The organism is Acinetobacter sp. WCHAc060033 (assembly GCF_004209125.1).
Lineage (GTDB): Bacteria > Pseudomonadota > Gammaproteobacteria > Pseudomonadales > Moraxellaceae > Acinetobacter > Acinetobacter wuhouensis.
In genome coordinates this window covers 25,872-45,862 of sequence record NZ_SGSW01000004.1, presented here as the reverse complement: position 1 = coordinate 45,862, position 19,991 = coordinate 25,872, and the positions used below count along the sequence as shown (strand labels likewise).

The 19,991-nt window shown below is 36.9% G+C and carries 20 protein-coding genes and 4 pseudogenes; 18 read left to right on the top strand and 6 right to left on the bottom strand.

All coding sequences use genetic code 11. The annotated features are described in order from the left end of the window. Positions 1 to 29: 29 nt before the first annotated feature. From infB to EXE10_RS21850, 9 genes and pseudogenes are all read left to right on the top strand, one after another. Positions 30 to 2,558: pseudogene (infB, locus tag EXE10_RS02495) on the top strand (translation initiation factor IF-2); the annotation flags it as partial. Beyond that, complete coding sequence (locus EXE10_RS02490) at positions 2,558 to 2,962, top strand: ribosome-binding factor A (protein ID WP_068973838.1); 405 nt, start codon at positions 2,558 to 2,560, stop codon at positions 2,960 to 2,962. The pseudogene infB and the gene EXE10_RS02490, both read left to right, overlap by 1 nt. 85 nt (positions 2,963 to 3,047) lie before the next feature. Next, the gene (locus EXE10_RS02485) at positions 3,048 to 3,869 is read left to right on the top strand and encodes a tetratricopeptide repeat protein (protein WP_130112255.1); all 822 of its coding nucleotides are present in this window, start codon (positions 3,048 to 3,050) and stop codon (positions 3,867 to 3,869) included. A gap of 97 nt (positions 3,870 to 3,966) precedes the next feature. After that, positions 3,967 to 4,557 carry a LemA family protein gene (locus EXE10_RS02480; protein ID WP_068973923.1) on the top strand — a complete coding sequence of 197 codons (591 nt, stop codon included), beginning with the start codon at positions 3,967 to 3,969 and terminating at the stop codon, positions 4,555 to 4,557. Between the two features lie 93 nt (positions 4,558 to 4,650). Next, on the top strand, positions 4,651 to 5,772 hold the full coding sequence (locus tag EXE10_RS02475) for a TPM domain-containing protein (RefSeq protein WP_130112254.1): 1,122 nt from the start codon (positions 4,651 to 4,653) through the stop codon (positions 5,770 to 5,772). Then, positions 5,766 to 6,326: a TPM domain-containing protein gene (locus EXE10_RS02470; RefSeq protein WP_130112253.1), complete on the top strand. Its 561-nt coding sequence runs from the start codon at positions 5,766 to 5,768 to the stop codon at positions 6,324 to 6,326. The genes EXE10_RS02475 and EXE10_RS02470 overlap by 7 nt, the downstream gene beginning before the upstream one ends. A gap of 330 nt (positions 6,327 to 6,656) precedes the next feature. Further along, a pseudogene (locus tag EXE10_RS21855) lies at positions 6,657 to 7,001 on the top strand (hypothetical protein); the annotation flags it as partial. A gap of 91 nt (positions 7,002 to 7,092) precedes the next feature. After that, entirely contained in the window at positions 7,093 to 7,956 is an 864-nt protein-coding gene (locus EXE10_RS02460) for an IS982 family transposase (protein WP_130112252.1), read from the top strand. Positions 7,957 to 7,978: 22 nt separating this feature from the next. Continuing rightward, positions 7,979 to 8,158: pseudogene (locus EXE10_RS21850) on the top strand (hypothetical protein); the annotation flags it as partial. Positions 8,159 to 8,224: 66 nt separating this feature from the next. Here EXE10_RS21850 and EXE10_RS02450 read toward each other — a convergent pair. Further along, a complete protein-coding gene (locus tag EXE10_RS02450) occupies positions 8,225 to 8,848 on the bottom strand; it encodes an HAD family hydrolase (protein WP_130112251.1) in 624 nt (207 codons plus the stop codon). 145 nt (positions 8,849 to 8,993) lie between these two features. On the opposite strand from EXE10_RS02450, the gene EXE10_RS02445 reads away from it, so the two are divergent. Beyond that, entirely contained in the window at positions 8,994 to 9,389 is a 396-nt protein-coding gene (locus EXE10_RS02445; RefSeq protein WP_130112250.1) for a transposase family protein, read from the top strand. Positions 9,390 to 9,423: 34 nt separating this feature from the next. Continuing rightward, positions 9,424 to 9,804 (top strand): annotated as a pseudogene (locus EXE10_RS02440) (transposase); the annotation flags it as partial. 63 nt (positions 9,805 to 9,867) lie between these two features. Here EXE10_RS02440 and EXE10_RS02435 read toward each other — a convergent pair. Further along, entirely contained in the window at positions 9,868 to 10,134 is a 267-nt protein-coding gene (locus EXE10_RS02435) for a hypothetical protein (RefSeq protein ID WP_004281168.1), read from the bottom strand. A gap of 161 nt (positions 10,135 to 10,295) precedes the next feature. On the opposite strand from EXE10_RS02435, the gene EXE10_RS02430 reads away from it, so the two are divergent. Next, a complete protein-coding gene (locus EXE10_RS02430) occupies positions 10,296 to 10,505 on the top strand; it encodes a helix-turn-helix domain-containing protein (protein ID WP_130112291.1) in 210 nt (69 codons plus the stop codon). A 70-nt stretch (positions 10,506 to 10,575) separates the two neighbouring features. Here the strand turns inward: EXE10_RS02430 and EXE10_RS02425 are convergent, their stop codons facing one another. Continuing rightward, positions 10,576 to 11,001: a hypothetical protein gene (locus tag EXE10_RS02425; protein WP_130112248.1), complete on the bottom strand. Its 426-nt coding sequence runs from the start codon at positions 10,999 to 11,001 to the stop codon at positions 10,576 to 10,578. Between the two features lie 15 nt (positions 11,002 to 11,016). Next, entirely contained in the window at positions 11,017 to 11,400 is a 384-nt protein-coding gene (locus tag EXE10_RS02420) for a helix-turn-helix domain-containing protein (RefSeq protein ID WP_130112247.1), read from the bottom strand. A 116-nt stretch (positions 11,401 to 11,516) separates the two neighbouring features. Here EXE10_RS02420 and EXE10_RS02415 point away from each other — a divergent pair, with 116 nt between their 5' ends. The 5 genes from EXE10_RS02415 (at position 11,517) to EXE10_RS02395 (ending at position 17,676) form a co-directional block, all read left to right on the top strand. Further along, a complete protein-coding gene (locus tag EXE10_RS02415) occupies positions 11,517 to 11,705 on the top strand; it encodes a hypothetical protein (protein WP_130112246.1) in 189 nt (62 codons plus the stop codon). A gap of 192 nt (positions 11,706 to 11,897) precedes the next feature. Then, complete coding sequence (locus EXE10_RS02410) at positions 11,898 to 13,325, top strand: tyrosine-type recombinase/integrase (RefSeq protein WP_130112245.1); 1,428 nt, start codon at positions 11,898 to 11,900, stop codon at positions 13,323 to 13,325. Then, on the top strand, positions 13,322 to 15,259 hold the full coding sequence (locus EXE10_RS02405) for a hypothetical protein (protein ID WP_130112244.1): 1,938 nt from the start codon (positions 13,322 to 13,324) through the stop codon (positions 15,257 to 15,259). The genes EXE10_RS02410 and EXE10_RS02405 overlap by 4 nt, the downstream gene beginning before the upstream one ends. Next, the gene (locus EXE10_RS02400; protein ID WP_130112243.1) at positions 15,256 to 17,313 is read left to right on the top strand and encodes a hypothetical protein; all 2,058 of its coding nucleotides are present in this window, start codon (positions 15,256 to 15,258) and stop codon (positions 17,311 to 17,313) included. The genes EXE10_RS02405 and EXE10_RS02400 overlap by 4 nt, the downstream gene beginning before the upstream one ends. 3 nt (positions 17,314 to 17,316) lie before the next feature. Beyond that, positions 17,317 to 17,676, top strand: a complete 360-nt coding sequence (locus tag EXE10_RS02395; RefSeq protein WP_130112242.1) for a hypothetical protein — start codon at positions 17,317 to 17,319, stop codon at positions 17,674 to 17,676. 67 nt (positions 17,677 to 17,743) lie between these two features. On the opposite strand, the gene tfpZ is transcribed toward EXE10_RS02395, so the two are convergent. After that, positions 17,744 to 18,478 (bottom strand): TfpX/TfpZ family type IV pilin accessory protein, encoded by a 735-nt coding sequence (gene tfpZ, locus EXE10_RS02390; RefSeq protein WP_130112241.1) that lies wholly within the window; start codon positions 18,476 to 18,478, stop codon positions 17,744 to 17,746. Further along, a complete protein-coding gene (locus EXE10_RS02385; RefSeq protein ID WP_228256768.1) occupies positions 18,478 to 19,818 on the bottom strand; it encodes a spermidine synthase in 1,341 nt (446 codons plus the stop codon). The genes tfpZ and EXE10_RS02385 overlap by 1 nt, the downstream gene beginning before the upstream one ends. Here EXE10_RS02385 and EXE10_RS21845 point away from each other — a divergent pair. Then, positions 19,813 to 19,980, top strand: coding sequence for a hypothetical protein (locus EXE10_RS21845; protein ID WP_228256767.1), 168 nt, complete (start codon positions 19,813 to 19,815; stop codon positions 19,978 to 19,980). The two genes, EXE10_RS02385 and EXE10_RS21845, sit on opposite strands and share 6 nt — an antisense overlap. Positions 19,981 to 19,991 lie beyond the last annotated feature (11 nt).

The following is a 19,991-nucleotide window of genomic DNA, read 5'->3' as shown; positions in this document are numbered from 1 at the left end:
CGGATAAGTCAACGCAAGATGCAGGACAATCAGGACAAATTACGTTAAAGCGTAAAACGACCAGCACTGCAAAAGTTGCTAGTACTTCAGGTAAATCTAAAACGATTAATGTTGAAGTGCGTAAGAAACATACTTTTACCAAGCCGGATCCTGAACAAATTAAAGCTGAAGCTTTAGCGAAGGCTCAGGCTGATGCACAGGAAAAAGTGGCTCCAAAAGCACAGGAAGAAACTGCTGTTCAAGAAGTTGAAAAAACTGAGAGTTCAGCAAAAGCGAATTTGGAAAAAATGCGCGCTGCTGCAAAACAGCAAACCGCTGCAAAAGAAACACCGAAAGCTGCGGTTGTGGTTAAACGTAAATCTACGAACAAACCAATTACTAAAGCAACAGTGAAAACAATTGAAACGCCTGAGCAAAAACGTGCACGTGAAGCTCAAGCAGCGCAATTGAAAGCGACGGAAGAAGCAGCACGTAAAAAGTCAGCAGAAGAAGCACAACAACGTACACTTGAGCAAATGCGTCAAATGGCGTCGAAGTACTCGGCTGATGATAATGCACCAACAATTCGTGTTGTGGATGACTCTCCTTTGGCTGCTGGTCTTGTCGGTCAGGCTTATGAAGACTCATTTGCGAAAGAAGACCGTGAGATTAAGCGTGGTACAAACACGAATAATCCACGTGGTCAAAAGAAAGGTGGACGTCGTGGTCAAGAAGAGCAATCTTTCAGCCATAACCCACACAAACGCGGTTTGAAAACAAGTCAAGCAAACAAGCATGGCTTTGAAAAACCAGTTAAAAAACAAGTTTATGATGTTGAAATTGGTACAACGATTGTGGTTGCTGACTTAGCTGCGAAAATGGCAGTTAAAGTTCGCGAAGTGATTAAATCACTCATGAAAATGGGTGAATTGGTTACACAAAACCAAGCGATTGACCAAGAAATTGCAGCATTGATCGTAGAAGAAATGGGACACAATCCAGTTCTCGTTTCTGATACACAAGCGGAAGATAACTTACTTGAAGCAGCTGAAGAAGCGCGTGGTGTTCAAACTACTCGTCCTCCAGTCGTTACCATTATGGGTCACGTTGACCATGGTAAAACTTCGCTTCTTGACCGTATTCGTCGTGCGAAAGTGGCACAAGGCGAAGCGGGCGGTATCACTCAGCATATTGGTGCTTATCACGTTAAAACTGAGAAAGGCATTATTACTTTCTTAGATACACCAGGACATGCTGCATTTACTGCAATGCGTTCACGTGGTGCGAAAGCGACTGATATCGTGGTGCTTGTTGTGGCTGCGGATGATGGTGTAATGCCACAAACTGCGGAAGCAATTGACCATGCACGTGCTGCAGGTACACCAATCATTGTTGCAATCAACAAGATGGATAAAGAATCTGCTGATCCAGATCGCGTATTGAACGAATTGACAACGAAAGAAATCGTCCCTGAACAATGGGGTGGTGATGTTCCAGTTGCAATGGTTTCAGCACATACTGGTGCCGGTATCGATGACTTACTTGACTTAATTTCAATTCAAGCTGAATTGTTAGAATTGAAAGCATCTGAAGAAGGTGCTGCGCAAGGTGTTGTTATTGAAGCACGTGTAGATAAAGGTCGTGGTGCGGTAACATCTATTCTTGTACAAAACGGTACATTGAATGTAGGTGACTTGGTACTTGCTGGCGCATCTTATGGTCGTGTTCGTGCGATGACAGATGAAAATGGTCAACGTATCAAATCTGCAGGTCCTTCGATTCCAGTTGAAATCTTGGGTCTTCCAGAAGCGCCTATGGCGGGTGATGAAGTTCTTGTGGTTGATGATGAGAAGAAAGCACGTGAAGTTGCTGAAGCTCGTCTAGATCGTGAACGTCAACGTCGTCTTGAGCGTCAATCTGCAATGCGTCTTGAAAACTTGATGGCTTCAATGGGCAAAAAAGATGTGCCGATTGTCAATGTGGTCTTGAAAACAGATGTACGTGGTACTCTCGAAGCATTGATCGTTGCACTTTCTGAATTATCTACTGACGAAGTTAAAGTTCGTGTGATCAGTTCAGGTGTCGGTGCGATCACTGAGTCTGATGTGATTCTTGCTGAATCTTCAGAAGCGTTCTTGCTCGGCTTTAATGTACGTGCGGACAATACTGCACGTCAAAAAGCAGATGCAGACGACATCGATATTCGTTACTACAGCGTAATCTATCAATTGATTGATGACGTAAAAGATGCAATGAGCGGTAAGTTGGCTCCTGAACATCGTGAAACGATTCTGGGTGTTGCTGAAGTACGTGAAGTGTTCCACTCAAGTAAATTTGGTGCTGCTGCAGGTTGTATGGTACTTGAAGGTATGTTGCATCGTAACAAACCAATTCGTGTACTTCGTGATGATGTGGTGGTATTCCAAGGTGAGCTTGAATCTCTTCGTCGCTATAAAGAAGTGGTTGAAGAAGTTCGTGCGGGCATGGAGTGTGGTCTTGCGGTTAAAGGCTATAAAGACATCAAAGCACAAGATAAGATCGAAGTGTATGATGTTCAGTTGATCAAACGGAGTCTTTAATGGCGGGTAGTCAACGTCTTAAGCGTATGGCAGATACAGTTCAGAGAGAGCTCTCTGAACTGATTCGTCAGGAGCTGAAAGATCCACGCTTAGGTGGTCTCGTGACCATCTCTGCGGTAAAAGTAAGCCCAGACTTAGGTTATGCAGAAGTTTACGTGACTGTAATGGGGCGTGAACTGGGTGATGAACAAAGTGAAGCTGCGAACAAAGAAACTTTAGATGTATTGAATAAAGCATCTGGTTTCTTGCGTCATGAACTGGGTCGTCGCATTAAAACACGTGTAACGCCACGTCTGCGCTTCCATTATGACAAAACCAATGCATACGGAAACTATATGTTTGGTTTGATTGCAGAAGCTGTGAAGGACTTACCTCCTTCAGAAGACAAAAAAGATGATGAATAAACCATCATTTTGATGAGAGCCACCTTAGGGTGGCTTTTTTGTGGCTGAAATATATAATGAATACATTGAATAATAATGAATCAAAATGATGACAATAAAAAATATCTTATTTTTAAGCCTAGCTTATGCGGTTTCAAACTCAGCCGTTGCATGTATTAATAGTTATGCCTTTGATATGGGGGCAGGTGCTATGACTCAAGAATATGCAGAAGAAAAGCTTGAGAAAACTAAAGCTAAAATAAAAACAGTTGAAGAATTAAATGATTATGGTGTATTGCTCATTTTTGCCCATCGCTATAACGATGCGATAAAAATATTTAAACAACTTGAAAAACAATATCCCAATTTAGCCAAGACTGCGGCAAATTTAGGTACAGCCTACGAACTTTCAGGTGATTTAGAAAAAGCGAAATATTGGATTGCGCAAGGTATGCAACGTGATGCCAATATTCACCAAGGCAGTGAGTGGATTCATTTAAAAATATTGGATGCACAGATCCAGCAGAAGAAAGATTCAAAATGGATTCAAACCCATGATGTATTAGGTTTAGATTTTGGTACTTCAACTGTACCTAAGGCAAAAGTGCAAGAAATTGTATTTGAAAATAAGCATTATGATTTGGACAAAATATTGCTAGACAGTGAGATACAAATGGATCAGCGGCTAAGGTTTGTCAAGCATGATCCAATCAGCGCGCAGATTGTTTTTAATATGGCAAATATCGAACTTACAAAATACAATACAGATAATTATACCGTTGATATTCTTTATGATCGGGCTAAAGACTTAAGTTATAGCAATCCACAATTATTGGAAAAGCGTAAAGACTATTTCCTACATTCTAAGTGGTTTCAATTCAAAGCATTTGTATTTCAATTATGGCAACATTTAAAAGAAATATTTTGATTAAAGAATAGCAAAAATACACAAAACTTGTGCAAATTGTGTTTAGAATGCAAATATATATGAACAAATACAACGAAATATCTTTGAGGGAAATATGATGAATGCAATGAAAAAAGGCTTATTGGCACTTACATTGGCAAGTACTTTGGCATTTTCAGGTTGTGGCTATAATACCTTGCAGGCTAAAGATGAATCAGTAACTGCAGCTTGGTCAGAAGTTGAAAACCAATACCAACGTCGTGCAGATTTGGTTCCAAACCTTGTGAATGTGGTGAAAGGTTATGCAACACACGAAGAAAAAGTACTGACTGAAGTCACTCAAGCGCGTGCCAATGTTGCAGGCTTGAAAGTCGATAAAGAAGTGTTGAACGATCCTGAATTATTCAAAAAATACCAAGAAGCGCAATCGCAAATGACAGGTGCATTATCACGTTTATTGGCAGTGACTGAAAATTATCCAGATCTAAAAGCCAATGAGCAATTTCGTGACTTACAAGTGCAACTAGAAGGTACGGAAAACCGCATCAGTACTGCACGTACTCGTTATGTGACCACTGTTCAAGATTACAACACTTACGTACGTCAATTCCCTCAAGCAATGACTGCTAAAGTGATTGGTATGAAAACCAAACCAAACTTTAGTGCAGAAGCAGGTGCTTCTAAAGCGCCAACAGTGAATTTTAACTAATTTCAAAATACCTCACTCACCATCTTATTTGACGTGAATCGAGAGGGGTATTGATCTGGTTAATGAAGGCATTGTGTGAATAGAGGTGGTTTGATGATTGAATGGTTACAAGCATCACGAATTAAAAAAATCAGTATAGGTATCTTTATACTGTTTGGGTTGATGCTGTCTGTTCAATCAACCGTATGGGCTGAAACGGCAACAGCAACGGATGAACAAGAGGCACAGGAAGCAGTAGTTTTAGGTAAAATTGTGCCTAATGCGAATGTTCCAAATGTGATTGGTACAAATGCATCGGCGATCAATGGGCAACAAGCAACAAATACTGCACCGAAAACTCAATCACAAGCACCGACTGATGCGACTCAAAATTCAATCGCTGTTGCCAATGATATGGCAGAAGGGCAGTTATCTCGTGATATTCCAAGCTTAAATCAACCAGTTATTGACCAAGCAAATGTTTTAACTCCCGCGGAAAAGCAAAATCTCGAACAACAAATTCAAGATATTTACCGTCAGGGCAAGGCACAAATTGGTGTGATTATTGTTCCGACAACAGGTAATGAAGGCATTTTTGATTTTGCTATGCGTGTGGCGGAACAATGGAAATTGGGTTCAGCAAAACAAGACAATGGTTTATTGATTGCAGTGGCGGTGAATGATCATAAATTGCATATCGCTACAGGATACGGTTTGGAAGGTGTGCTTCCAGATATTATGGTCAATCGTATTATCCGTAATCAAATCACACCAGCATTTAAACAAAACCAATTTGGTCAAGGCATCCAAGCTGGTGTTGATGAAATTGAGCGTATCTTGGATATGGATCCAGAGACAGCCGCCAAAGCTGCGGATGAACTCAAGGATCGTCAAGATCAAGCGATAAAAGCACAGGAAGCCAAAGATCGAACACTCACTACCACGATGATTATTTTGATTATTGGTGTATTTGCATCGTTTATTGTGGGGAATCGTTTGAGTGCATCTGTGGCAGGAGTAACTGCTGCTGCGGCAGGTATGATTTATGGCTCAGGCATCGTGATGAGTTTAGTGCTTGGTTTTGGTGTGTTCTTTTTATTGATCACTTCAATCGCGCAGTTGCTGTTCCAAATGTTCGCTTCTGGTGGTGGACGTGGTGGAGGCTTCGGTGGGGGCGGAGGCTACAGCGGTGGCGGAGGTGGTTTTGGTGGAGGGGGAGCATCAGGTTCATGGTAACAAAGAACGATACAACAGAAATTGTGACGCAACCTAAGTTGCAAGAATCAGTTGAACCGAGTTTTAGACGTTGGCTCAAGCACTTTTTTTATATGCCTGCATCTAAACGGTATTTTTCTAAACAAGATCAGGTTGTGATTGCTCAAGCTGTACAACAGTCGGAAGATGGTCATGTTGGTGAAATTCAGGTGGTGATCGAAGGGCATATTCCAAGTCATCAGGCGTATTATCAAAATACACGTTTAAGAGCACAACAACTTTTTGCTGAGTTGGGTGTATGGGATACCGAGTTTAATAGTGGCGTTTTGCTGTATTTGAACTTATGTGAGCAAACTGTAGAAATTGTGGTGGATCGGGGGATCAATTTAAAGACGTCTACAAAGGTTTGGCAGCAAATCTGCGATCAAATTATTGCTGAGCTTAAAAATAAGCAGTATCGTTCTGCTGTAGTTAATGGTGTAGCAGAAATAGGTAAAGTATTGAATTTGTTTTACAATGATAAAAAACCTGATATGATGAACGAGTTGTCAAATCAACCTATAATTTTGAATTAGAACAGAAAAGTCTGAATTTTTTCTTTAAAAAAGTGACCATAAATGTCACTTTTTTACGTTAAATTACATGTTGAAAAATAACAATAAAAAAAGCTTGTAAAGAATTACATTCACACTAAAATCAGAATGTGTTCGAGGGCTGTTGGTTTTTTTCCACATAAGACAGACTCATAAAAGCTCTAAAAAGCGATAAAAAATTTTTAAAACATTGGAGAAATGTTATGAAATCAGTTCAAAAGGGTTTCACCCTTATCGATACTCCATAAGTGTCCATATAAAATGAACAATCCATAAGTAAGTCAATATGGAAATCAAAATAATAAATTTGATATGAAGAATCAATATTATCTTTTTCTACTTTTTTCAATCTCCGTTTTTACTCATGCTCAAGAACTAGACCTCATTCAATATTCAGATATTTCATCAATTCCTCAAATTGTTATGAATCCAAAAATCTAAACAGAACTTCAAACATTGTTAAAGCACGATTATCTAAAATTTCAATCGAATTTCGACAATTACTCAGCGCCCTATTTACTGAAAACAGATGAGGCTCTGTGTTATGAAGGTCGGTCTGGAAGCTGTTTAGATGCTTCATCAGCGATTGTGTTTAAAGATGGGCGATTGTTTGCTGCAATATATTTTTCCAATACCAACACCTTAAAATACTTTAACCTGAGTTCGATATAAAAAAGAGTAGAAAAAAAGCCCTGAATTTATAACATATTGGTTCTCAATACAAAATTTTATAAAACAAGGCTTTTCAATGGATCATATTACCGAATTATTTTGTATTTTGGACGATTTCTGCAAAACATTTAATGAATCTTTAGAAAAAGCTTTAATTTCTGATCAAAAATCCAAACTGAAAAAGTCAGCCTTGAGCTTGTCTGAAGCAATGACCATTGTCATTTTATTTCATCAATCCGGTTTTAGATTCTTCAAATATTTTTATTGCCAAATGATCGTTCCATTCTGGAAATCTGCTTTTCCTAAACTGCTTAGCTACAACCGATTTATTGAAATCATGCCCCGTTGTTTGCAAGCTCTGAGTAGTTTCTTCCACCAGGTGAAAGGAAAAGATACGGGAATCAGTATCATTGACTCCACTAAATTGGTAGTTTGCCATAATCTTCGGATTAAAAGGCATCGTGTATTTAAAGGCTTGGCCAGCCGTGGAAAAAGTAGTACGGGTTGGTTTTATGGTTTTAAATTACATATCGTTATCAATAATTTAGGTGAAATTATTAATCTCAAACTGACATCGGGAAATGTTCATGATGTTGCTATATTAGAATCTTTAACTCAAGAATTAAAAGGAATCCTACTCGGAGACAAAGGCTATTTGAGCAAAGCAAAAGCCGAAGCTTTAGCAGCAAGAGGACTGAAAATATTGACCCCATCACGTCGGAATATGAAAAATAAACCCATCCAAACTGAAGAAGAAAAACAATTACTTTGCAGAAGAGGATTGATCGAAACTGTGAATGATCAATTAAAAAATTTACATCAACTTGAACATTCACGTCATCGTTCGGTAAATAACTTCATGGTGAATATCATGGCTGCTGTAGTGGCTTATTGTTTGAATCCCAATAAGCCAACTTTCCAAAATATGCTAAAAGGCTAAGCAGATTTCGTCGAACTCAGGTTACTTTAGCAACGATGCCAGTTGCTCAGAACAGTTACATCCTACGATTCAAGTTTTTGCTCAGCAGCGTGAGATTCAAAGTATTGAGTATGCAATGGTAGGATTGGATACAACTTTAAAAAATTTTGGTATGCTCTCTAAATGTGAGGCTTATATGAAAAAGCTAAAGAAACGAAACTAATTTGAGTCATTTGAATTATACATATTTTTATCAATAATTTGTTCTCTAGCCCTAAGCCAAGACTCGTCACTTAATGATATCAGCTAAAACATCTGCTAGCTTTTGCCCATTCATACGATCAATTAAACGTGCTGACATACCAAATTCAGTTGGACCACTGTAATCAGCTAAACGAGTATCTCCAATAAACAAAATGTCTTTGGCATGACATTGTAATTTATTAATTAAATATTGATAAATTTGTGAATCTGGTTTAATTGCTCCAACCTCATAACTCCAAGCATAAGCATCAAGAGAAGGTAAAAGTGAAGAAACAACTTTTCCATATGGCATAGCTAAATTTGAGCATAATGCCAATCTGAATCTCAATTTTTTTAATTCTTCCAGAGTTGATAAGGTATCTTCATACAGTCTAATAGAGCGTAACTCTTCATCTAAATCATGTTCAAGTTCTTGCAGAAATTGGTATGGAATATTTACTGCTAATCGCTTTGTAAGCTCTGCTAAATTTAAATTGTGCGACATAATAAATTTGGCATCATCAGGTTTTGGTTGTCGCCCATTTTCTTTTAGCCATTTCATTAATTTTCTATATGGGGAACGTCTTTCCCCTATTTTTGCAAGTGTACCAAACACGTCAAAAACAATGACCGAAGGCTCAATATGGTCTGCTTTTATAAATGATTCCATATTTTTACAACCAATTAAATTGAATTTTACTTTTTGTTGAGATTACCATAAGAGACATTAGGTCTCTTTCATAAATCAAAAAATGATCAGTTAATTGGTCACTTTTAAATCAGTATATTTTTCGGATTTAATAGATAATTCAAGTATGAGATATACGGATATTCAAAAGCTTGAAGATATTCAGTTTAAGCGACTCACAGGTATCACTTGGTCAACTTTCAAGATCATGCTCATTGAACTAAATAAGCATATTCCTACTAAAGGCAGACCCAGTATTTTAAGCTTAGAAGATCAACTCCTTCTATGCCTAAGCTATTGGCGTGAATACAGAATTTTATTCCATATTGGAGTGAGCTACGGTGTTTCAGAAGCCACTGCATCACGAATCGTTCGTCACGTAGAAGACTGCTTAACGAAATCTAAATTATTTAATTTACACAAAAGAATACCTGCTGGCAGTGAACTTGATTGGAATGTTGTGATTGTTGATGCAACTGAAATAACAGTACAACGTCCAAAAAAAACAAAAGAAAAGCTATAGCGGTAAGAAAAAAGCACATACATTCAAAGTACAGGCAATTGTTCACTACAAGACCCAAGAAATACTTAGTCTATGTATGAGTAAAGGAAGTAAACATGATTTTGAGTTATTTAAAGAAAATTTAAAATGCATTCCTAAAGATGCATTTATATTGGCAGATAAAGGCTACCAAGGTATTCATAAGGTCTATGAAAAAAGTCTGATTCCATTCAAGGCAAAAAGAGGACGAAAATTAGCTGTTGAATTAAAAGTTTATAACAAAGAAATCAACAAAAGACGTATAGGGATAGAACATATATTTGGCAAATTAAAATCTTTTAAGATTTTAGGTGAAAGATACAGAAATCGTGGTAAGCGCCTAGGATTAAGATTTAATTTGATTGCTGGAATTTACAACTATCAGTTGATTAAATAATGATTTATGAAAGAGACCTATTACTATAAAAATTAAGGGAGATATTTGATATCTCCCTTTGTTTTATTCGCTAAAATTTGCAAACATAATTTTAGGAAAATTTTTCATAAAGTGGCGTCTGACATGATTGAAGTCACTGAGATCATGTTGATTTTTTTCAAAATAATTAACCCACGCTAAAGTTGCATCTTGGTCATTTAAATTGGGGTTAACATTCAGAAACAAAGCTAAATCAAATGTACGGTCAATATTAAACTCTTTGATTAGTGCAACAGCAGTTGAACGAACTTCCTCTGAAACAGAGAATTTTGGAGAAAAATAGTTATTCATAGCTGAACTTCCATAAAAAATTATATAATGAGATTTAGAGAAGTTAATTTGTTTTTAGGAAACAAAATAACCTGCTGTAGGTTAAATTATCATTCTAAATATGATTTATCAAGTTAAATTGACTTGCTGTAGGTTAATTTTTTAATTTAAAGGTCGTTATGATGATTAGATGTAGGCTATCAACTTTGATGGGTGAGCGAAAAATTCTAAAGTTAAGTGAGGTGGCTCAGGCGACTGGTATCAATCGTAATACGCTAACAAGTCTTTACTATGATCGTGCAGTACGAATTGAACTTTCAGTCGCAAATACCTTATGTGAATATTTTAATTGTAATATGCAAGATTTATTTGAATACAGTGAAGACTTGTAAAGCAGGGAACTAATTGGTTCATAATTTATTGATAAATTTAAAAATAATATAGAGTCAGCAAAGTTTTATGTTAGTGATAGCTTAAATTTTGATTGATATATTTTTGGGCTAAAAATATAGCATAAACTCTACCTAGATAAAAAATTACAAGACATAAAATTAATGTTGACATTAATGGGATGAAAGGCTCCATTAAATTATGATTCTGAAACATAATACCCGCAAAATTTGGTAAACGTCCCATAATGAAATAGAATCCACCAATTACTAAGGCAAAGATTACCCAACAAATCGCGATAGCATGTTTTTTATAGCGAAAAAATGTCTGACTACGGAATGATGAGATACATTGATTACAATAAGGAAACCTTTGATAGTCTTCATAAGAAAGCATCCCATCACCATTTTTACATGGTAATGAGTGATTAATTGTTAAATTGCCACCACATACATTGCCTGTATTTGAATGACCGACAGAAACAGAATTATTTGTCATAAGAATCCTAGCTATTTATTTAAGAGTTATATTTCTTCCTGCAACATTCCCAGTATTTGAGTCACCGACCGTAACAATATTACCCTTAGGTGGTTCTGTAGTATTTTGAGTTAATAACCCAGCCAAAATATGTCTTTGTACAGTTTCTGGTGCTTGCCGAAATAATTCAATCAGCATTTTTTCTTGTGTTGCCAGACTTAAAGACTCTCTTTTGCCTGTTAAAACGTAATTAACATCAAAGCCTAATTCCGTAAGTTTAGCAAGATACTCTGCATCTGGAGAACGTTTGCCATTTTCATAATTAGACTGTGTAGGAATTGCTACACCAACAAATTCAGCTACATCTTTTGCTTTTAAATTCAACCTATTACGTTCTTCTGTTAAAAAAATCTTATTCATTTGAATAAATCCTATTGATTTTAGTTAATCAAACGATTAATATTAATTTGTTAGCGATACTAACATAGTGTAACACACTCGAGAAAATCATGAACTAACACGCAAGGGTAAACGATATGAAAGGAAAGCCATTCTTGGTTCGGCTACCGAATACTGAAATTCGTGAGGCTTATCAACGATATTGTTCAGATCATTTAAGAAGTCTTGATGCACAGTCTTCAGTACTGATTATGAGAGAACTTAAAATCCAAGGCTATTTGAATGATTTATCAAGTATAAATCAAAAAACGCTACAAAAGAGATAGATGCTGTGGGCTAAATTTTAAAAGTAATTATTTTCATTCGGCAAAAAGTATAAAAGCCCATGCGGGAACATGAGCTCTTATGAATGTCTTCATTGCTGATCAGACATTTGTATTTTGATGAATAGGGGCATTTTTGTCAATCCTATCTCAAGATCACTTTTTGCCTGTTTTTTAATAAACAGGAGACTCAAAATGAGCACTAAACTTAAAAATGGTCAGTCACGCTACCAATCGAAAGCCAAAGTTGTGAGCATCAAAAAATTTCAGTTATTGACGTTGGTTAATGCAATCCGTTGTTTAAATGATGCAGCGTTTGAAAAACATGGTGATGCTTACCTTGAATTCCCTGTAATTGTTCAGGGAGATGGTAGCCCTTCTGACGTTTTTAATCTGTATTTGCTGAAAAAACTTGAGCAAACAATACAGTATGATTTTAAAACATTTGCATCTATTGCCAATCAGTTGGTTGATTTTCAGCGTTTTTTAGAAGATGAGCAACTGGACTGTTTGAAGTTCCACAAACTAAAACAGTTAAATGCGATTTTTAAATATCGTGCTCGTCTTATTGAGCATGCGAATGCAGGTCTAATTTCAGCTCGCTCTGCAAGTAATCGAATTAATGCGGTAGTGAATTTTTATCGATTTCTCGTTACAGAAGACTTAGTTGATCATCAGCACTATGGCATACCGTTTAAAGATGTCTACAAATATATTGCCGTGGATAATGAGTTTGGCGCACGTAGAAAAATGGCAATTAAGTCGCATGATCTTGCGATTCATGTTCCAGCCAAAGCGCCAAATTCTGAAGCGATTGTGGATGGTGGTGAATTAAGCCCTCTCAGCGTTGAATCGCAAACTGTCATATTAAAAGCACTGCAAAAATCATCAAGAGAATATCAGTTGATGTTCTATCTAGCATTATTCACAGGTGCGCGTTTACAAACGATTTGTACTTTACGAATCAAAAAATTAATTGGTTGTGAGCTTGATAGTCATGGCTTTATTCGTCTGCCAGTTGGGGCAGGTACAGGTGTGGACACTAAATTTCAAAAGCCGATGACACTTTTGATTCCAAATTGGTTAGTGCAAGATCTTAAAATCTATATCAATAGTGAGAAAGCGCGTCTGCGTAGACAGAAATCAAATTATGGCGACTCGGATGAAAACTATGTGTTTCTCACCAAGCTTGGTACACCTTTTTACACCAGCAAAGCCGAACAGCAAGAACTGACTGAGCAGATCAAAGCCTCTGACTCATTTGGGGCGAGGCTGAAACTGTATGAGGGTGAAGCGGTACGTAGTTATTTAAAAGTCGTGCTATTACCCGAAATTCGCTTGATTGATCCACAATTTAAAAGTTTCAAATTCCACGACTTACGTGCCAGTTTTGGGATGAATCTGCTGGAAAGTCAGTTACAGCATCTACCTGAAGGGCATTCTGCTATGACCGCTGTTGAGTATGTGCAAGCTCGGATGGGACATCGCAACATCAGCACGACTTTACAGTATTTGAATTATAAATCACGATTGCAATGGCGCAGTAAAATTCAGCATGAGTATGAATCAAGCTTAATGAAATACGTGATGTCTTCTGTCAATTTAGCAGGAGAATTGTCATGAATTTTAGACGCTCTCCAATTTTGGTGCATATCTCAGATATCAACAAACAAATTAATGAGCATGAGCGACTTGTTCTTGTCTGCAAAGATAAGACAGCTTCTTTTACTTTTAAGACATTTGACATTGGAACTCTGTTTTATCGTAAAAGAGTATTTGGCGAGGCTTCGTCAGAACAACAGTTATCTACATCTTTTGATGAAAAAAGACGTTATTTTTTGCAATGTTTAACGGACTATTTGTTGCAAATGAGCGGATCAGATTTGTCAAAAGGACTATTTTATTACACCAGTAAACTTTTTTTAGATTGGGTGGATAGCCAAAAGAAAAATTTTGATTTATCAAATCAAGACAGTGTGATAGATGCGTATCGTCGTTACAGCAAATATTTAGTTGATCGCACTTTGCTTGCAGATACTGATGAAGAAAACCTAGCTGCACATACAGCAAAGCAATATCAGCGTAATGCAGCGAAGTTAATCGCATATGTATTTGACTGTCATGAAATTGATATTGTTAGTCAAGCGATGCAAGTACAGTCTCAGCGTTATGATGTGCCTGTTTTGCCAGTCGCTAAAGAAGATCATCAAAAAACTTATGCAACTTTGTTGAATGTCTTTCTTGAAATTCATCGTATTGTTGTACAAGAAAATGACTTTCCTGCGCATTTTCAATCTGTAGATGAAGAAGATTTTTATTTCTATTCGGGCTTTCATCATCAAACTGAAAAACAGCATATTCAGTTTGATATGCAGAATTATTTAGCCAAATATCCAATTATTCCAGCCCTTTCTAAAATGCTTGCTGATTTTGAGTTAGAAGAAGATGGTGAGCATCGAAAACGTGTACGTGAAAATCGCAATCAAGCGATTCGTAAACTTGAAGAGCGTAATAAAGACAAGCGACATTTAGAGCGTACAAGACTTGCCTCCTATGGTCTTGCCATTGGTATGCTGTTATTTATTACGCAAACTGGTGCAAATCTAGACACTGCTCAACAGTTACAACTTGATACGATGGAAATCCTACCAAGTATCCAAGGGCGCAGGTTTTCAGGAACAAAAAGCCGTGCAGGTGACAAAATAGTACGACCAGAATTTGGGGTGAAATTTGAGCCAGTTTTTAGGAAAATTCTGGAACTTCGAGAGTGGTATGTGCAAGATGAAGCATGTGATTTTGTCTTTCCAATGCGCAACGAAATTCAGCAATTGGGACCTGTAAGCAACGGCAGATTACAATTAATAAAAAATTTTTTACAGCGCATTTTCCCGAAAATGGTTTGGATTAGGCCGCAGCAGTGGCGTAAACATAAAAGCAGTCAAACTGTTGAGTTTAGCGCTGGAGATCTACTGCTTGAAGCTGAAGTCATGGGTCACTCTCTCGATACAGCAAGAAATAATTATGCACGTACTTCATTCAAAGATGCAGCTCAACAAATTTCACAGTTCTTTAATGAGCTGCGAGAAGTTGCCGTCTCAAAAACTCGAACGCTTGAACGAATTTCGGTGCAATTGCTAGATGAAACTATTGATGCTCAAGCCTCACCTGTCGGGGCATGTGCCTCTATCCATCCACAGCCTGAAAAAGCTATTGGGTTTACTGAACGAGCCCCTACACCCAATTGTCAGCAATTTGAGCATTGCTTATTCTGCCAACACTATGCAGTCCACGCTGATGACGAAGATGTGCGTAAGCTTTTATCACTGAAAAGCCTACTCGGCTACGTTAAGCAAAAAGCCACGGACTTAATCAAGTGGGAACAGCAGTTTGGGGTTGTGCTACATCGAATTGACGAAGTACTAAACGAATTATCAGATACTTATGAAAATTTACGTGATCGTATTTTTTCAATTCAAGAAGAAGTAGAAAGCGGTGATTTAGATGCCTATTGGCTCAATCATTTTGAATTGCTAATTGATTTGGGGTGGATATCATGAGTTCATTTAATTCATATCTATATTCATTGGGTATTGCTGAGCAGTTCTTACCTGATGAGTACAATCTACAGAGTAATCAGCTGACTGTTCCAAGTACTTTTGTATTATCGCGAATGAAGAGTGGTGGGATATTGTCAGTTTATTCAGACAATATCTGGGATCTTTCTCCATATTTACCGAAGTGTGATTGTCGCCTGAATTTTGATAGTTGGCTTGATAATGCCCGAGAAAATGACTTTCTTTACTGTCAAATTCGGGCAGAAATGAAAAAAATCAGTTTTGCTTTGCTTTATATTAAATCTGGTAAGTCGATTATTAAAAGTATCGAACAGCGGCATACGGTTTTACGCCAGTTTGCAGCAATTGCATATAAGAATGGCTGTACATTGCAGCAGTTATTTAGCGATGTTGCTTATATGTCAAAAGTAAATGATGCTTATGTTGGTGTGAGCTATCAAAAAGCCATTCACATTAAAGCATTTTTAACGGATTGTTTTGCCTTACAACAGCAATACCCATTGCTCATTCCTGCGTTTAGTACATATAAGCCAATAGAGCATTTAGCAAAGTTGGCTGCTCAACTCAGGTTGCAGTCAGGTAAAGTAGGCCCACAAACCAAAGTTATTCCTTCACGGCTTTATATAGGCTTAATTAATGCTTTAGCAGATAAATTAAATGAGTTTAATCAAAATGCATCAGCACTTCTGAAATGGTTTCAGCGTATCCAGAGTAATTCAACTTTTGCACTCATGCCTGTAGAATTTAAGCGTGCAAAAAATGCGATAAGTTTTACCGATGCTCGTGACTTACTTGGTTTAACTGCACTGTTTGAAGATAATCAGATTCGAAAGCATTCAAACCTCACACGTTATATGACTTTGGTTCAAGGTATGGCCAAGCTTTGGATTCACTTATTTACAGGGATGCGGGACAATGAAGTAAATCAATTGTCTTATGATTGCTATCAAACGATGGAAAGCAGTGAGCATCTTGTGCATATCATTATGGGCTATACATCAAAGTTACATGGTGGTGGGAATAAATCCACTTATTGGATCACATTTGAAGATATTCAGTTTGGAGTGCATGCAGCACAAAGTATTGGTGAAATTTACGCTCTGTTCAACCCGCATTATGATCTGTCGAACCCTGCTGAATATCCATTATTTCCAACATTATATTCACAAAAACATCGATATAAAAATAATCGAAATATTGAGTATGAAAAGGATTTTGTGTCAAATTTTTCAGGTGCTCCAACCCGAACACAAGCCAATTTTAACCAGTATCTAAGCCGTATTTGCGTATCACTGGGTGATGGATTGAGAATCATTGAAAGTGATTTAGCCGAGCTAGAAGCTTTCGATGCTTTCCGCAACTGGCGGGACGAAAAAGACTGTCAGCTAGGTGAATACTGGAATATTTGTACCCATCAATTTCGACGTTCTTTAGCGGTATATGGTGCGCGTTCAGGTGTGATCGGTTTGGGTGCTTTGTCGGTGCAATATAAGCATTTGACTGAAGCGATGACCTTGTATTATCGGGAAAACTCAGTATTTGCCCCTAATATTTTAGCCAATGATAGCCAAAAAGAGTTTATTCAGGAGCTAGAATATCAGCGTCTGGTGCATTCTTATGCGCAGTTTGAGGAAGGTGTTATTCATAGTTCTAGGCGTTTGCTCGGTGGTGCAGGAACCTATTTGCAGCTGCAAAAAGACCGTGAGCAATTGTTGAAGGTATTTCCAGATCGTGAGGAAACGATTAAACGGATGAAAAAAGGGGAAATTGCTTACAAAGCTAGTCTTTTTGGTGCATGTACCAATCCTGATGCTTGCGAAAAAATTTCTTTTACGGCAATTACCAGTTGTTTGAGTTGTGCACATGCAATTTTTGATACTGGCAGTGCCGATAAAATACAAAAGGCAGTGCAACGGATACAAAAAGTGCGTGATACACAAGCACAAGGGAGTCTGCTGTATGACCAAATGAACAGCGATATTATGGCTTTAAATAAAATGATTACAAAAATTCAAATAACTAATATTGAGGAATAAAACATGAGCGCAATCAATGAATATTATGCTGCTTTGGAGCGTTTAAAAGCGAATAAGCCAACTGTCCTACCGAAAGGGTCTGCCATTAATAATGACACCGTAGCACTTGAAGCAGGACGTAAACGAGGTTCGATTAAGAAGAGTCGTCATATTGCACTGGTGCAAGCAATTGAACTAGCTGCAAAGCAAGCGGGGCAAAATGTACTTTCGCCTATACAGCAAATTGAGCAGGCTAAAAGTAAAACCAAGGCCGTGAAAAGTGATTATGAGCAGCTGAAAGAAGATTATGAAAAACTGCTACAAAAGTGCAATTCTTTACTGCTAGAAAATTTTGAGTTGAGACAAAGTACTCGGACTATTTGATTGATTTAGCCACTTAGTTTATGAACTTAGTGGCCTTTTAAAAAATGGGGGAAATATGTCGTTAAAATTAGTCCCACGGTCTTAGATCTACAATTTTAACTACTTCACCTTTTTCTTTTTGCAGTAGAACCACCATATCTACAGCATTGGCTTTTAATGGAACCCATGCATTGGCTTGTGGATATTTGTTAAGTACGTTTTTAACATCGATGGGAGTATTAAACTGATTTAGCGTATCTAAATCGAGTGCACGTTGCTGAATTTGTGTTTTAGCCTTTGAAAAGTCGACATAACGTTCAGGTTTTTGTGCAATGGATACACCACCTAAAGCCTCAGCAAACATATCGTTCGAACGTGTATCTTGATTTTGGGAAAATTCAGTTGCTACAAATTCGGGCTTGCCGAGCGCTATCTGCTGAAATTGCGGTTTCGCTTGATCAATATGATCTAATATTAAATCATTATTACGAACCAACTCAAAACGGTCAACTACGTAAGCAATATAAACAGGTCGCCCTTGGGCTATACTATAAAAACCATAAATAAAAGCTGAAAGTTGGATGAGAATAATAACACTCAAGTCAAGCTTTAAACTTTTTTTACCTTGTTTGTAGACTAAAAAGCCAAGAATAGGACCAACAATTACATCTATCGCAAGCATCATTAAAAAAATATGCGTCACACCCACTGCTGTGGCTAAAGGTGTTGGATACCAAATATAAAATACTAAACCAATCACACACAAGGCAATCATCAAAGAAATACTTAAATGACTAAGAAAAAATTTTAGACGTTTTGACATTAGAGGCTCTTTCCATATTTATATTCAGTAATCATATTGTCATCAGTAATTACTTCAGGTGGATGATATGGAAATAGGGATAAATCCATTTCTGCATATGGTGTTAATGGCGTTTTTAAAATAATGTCTGCTGCGGATGAACATTCATTAGCATCTTTAAAAATAGGCATTTGAATTGAATGTCGCACCAATTTACATAATTGTGTTTGCATATATTCATGATTTGGCAACGAAACTGGTTGCATTGCATTGAGTACCATAAATTTATATTGATATACATTAGGAAAAATTTGATTTGCAGTATAGTATGCATCTATAGATTGGGTTGTGTTGTAAAACAGAATACCATCATTTTTCATTCTAGGTTTTAGCATAATTAAAAAATCTTGACTTAATAAGTTGGATGCGTAGGCACGCCAATACCATGTAGTATTCATTAAAATAATGTCATATTTTTTCTCTGGTTGCTTTTTTACCCATTTTCGACCATCGTCAAAAATAATCTCAATACGTTTATCTTTGAGTATATCCGATACAATTGGATCTGTTTTAATTAGATCAATATAAGCAGGATTAATTTCAATCACGGTAATTTTTTTTAAGTTTGGCATCATGCTTAAAACTTTGACCCATGACCCCGTACTTAGTCCAATCACCAAAACTTCTTGTGCATCAGGTTTGAGTACAGGCAGTAAGTAAGCGCGATCAATGCCGTTAGAATTATGAAAGATATTAGTATTGAGCTTTCCATCATAGACATTTGCTCCGTATACAACACGGTCTTTTCCTTGCTCATAGACTTGGATAAAACCATGTTTATTTTCAAAAATTTGACTTGGATAAGCACTCAAGTGTGGATTTAAAGGATCTTCTTTTTTTGAAAGCTCATAAAATATTTTCTCTGGAATGAACATAAATAACAGTGTAATAGCAGCTAAAGAAATGCCTACATATTTTAATTTTTCTGAATTTAAACAAAAAATCCCAATAATAATCGTAAAAAAACAAATTAATAGATAAACTTGCTGAGTATTCAAATAATCCAATGCAATAAAACTAATTAAAATCGGAGCTAAGGCACTACCAAAGACATTTGAAAAATAGACATTGGAGATTTGTGCACCTGTTTTTGATTGTGCGGTTCCAACATGATGAACTAAAGGAAAAATAATCCCACGGACGGATGCACAAATAAACACACATAAGCCAAGAAACAAGATAGAGATATTAAAGTTTTTGGTGAATAAATATACCAATGCAATGAGAATAATATCAACTATCGCTGCAAGCATAAAAAATTTACCCAAAACATAGATTTGCACATGAGTGTTTTTTTGCAAATAGATTTACCTATAGATGCGCCGCAAGCAATCCCCATTAAAAATAATGCAAGTGTATATGAAAATGTTTGTGGAACCGTCATTCCCGCAAAAGAAATCAAACGTATCCAAATAATTTCTTGGGCTAAACTTAAAAACCCACTAAAAAAAGATAAAAGATAAATTAGATATTT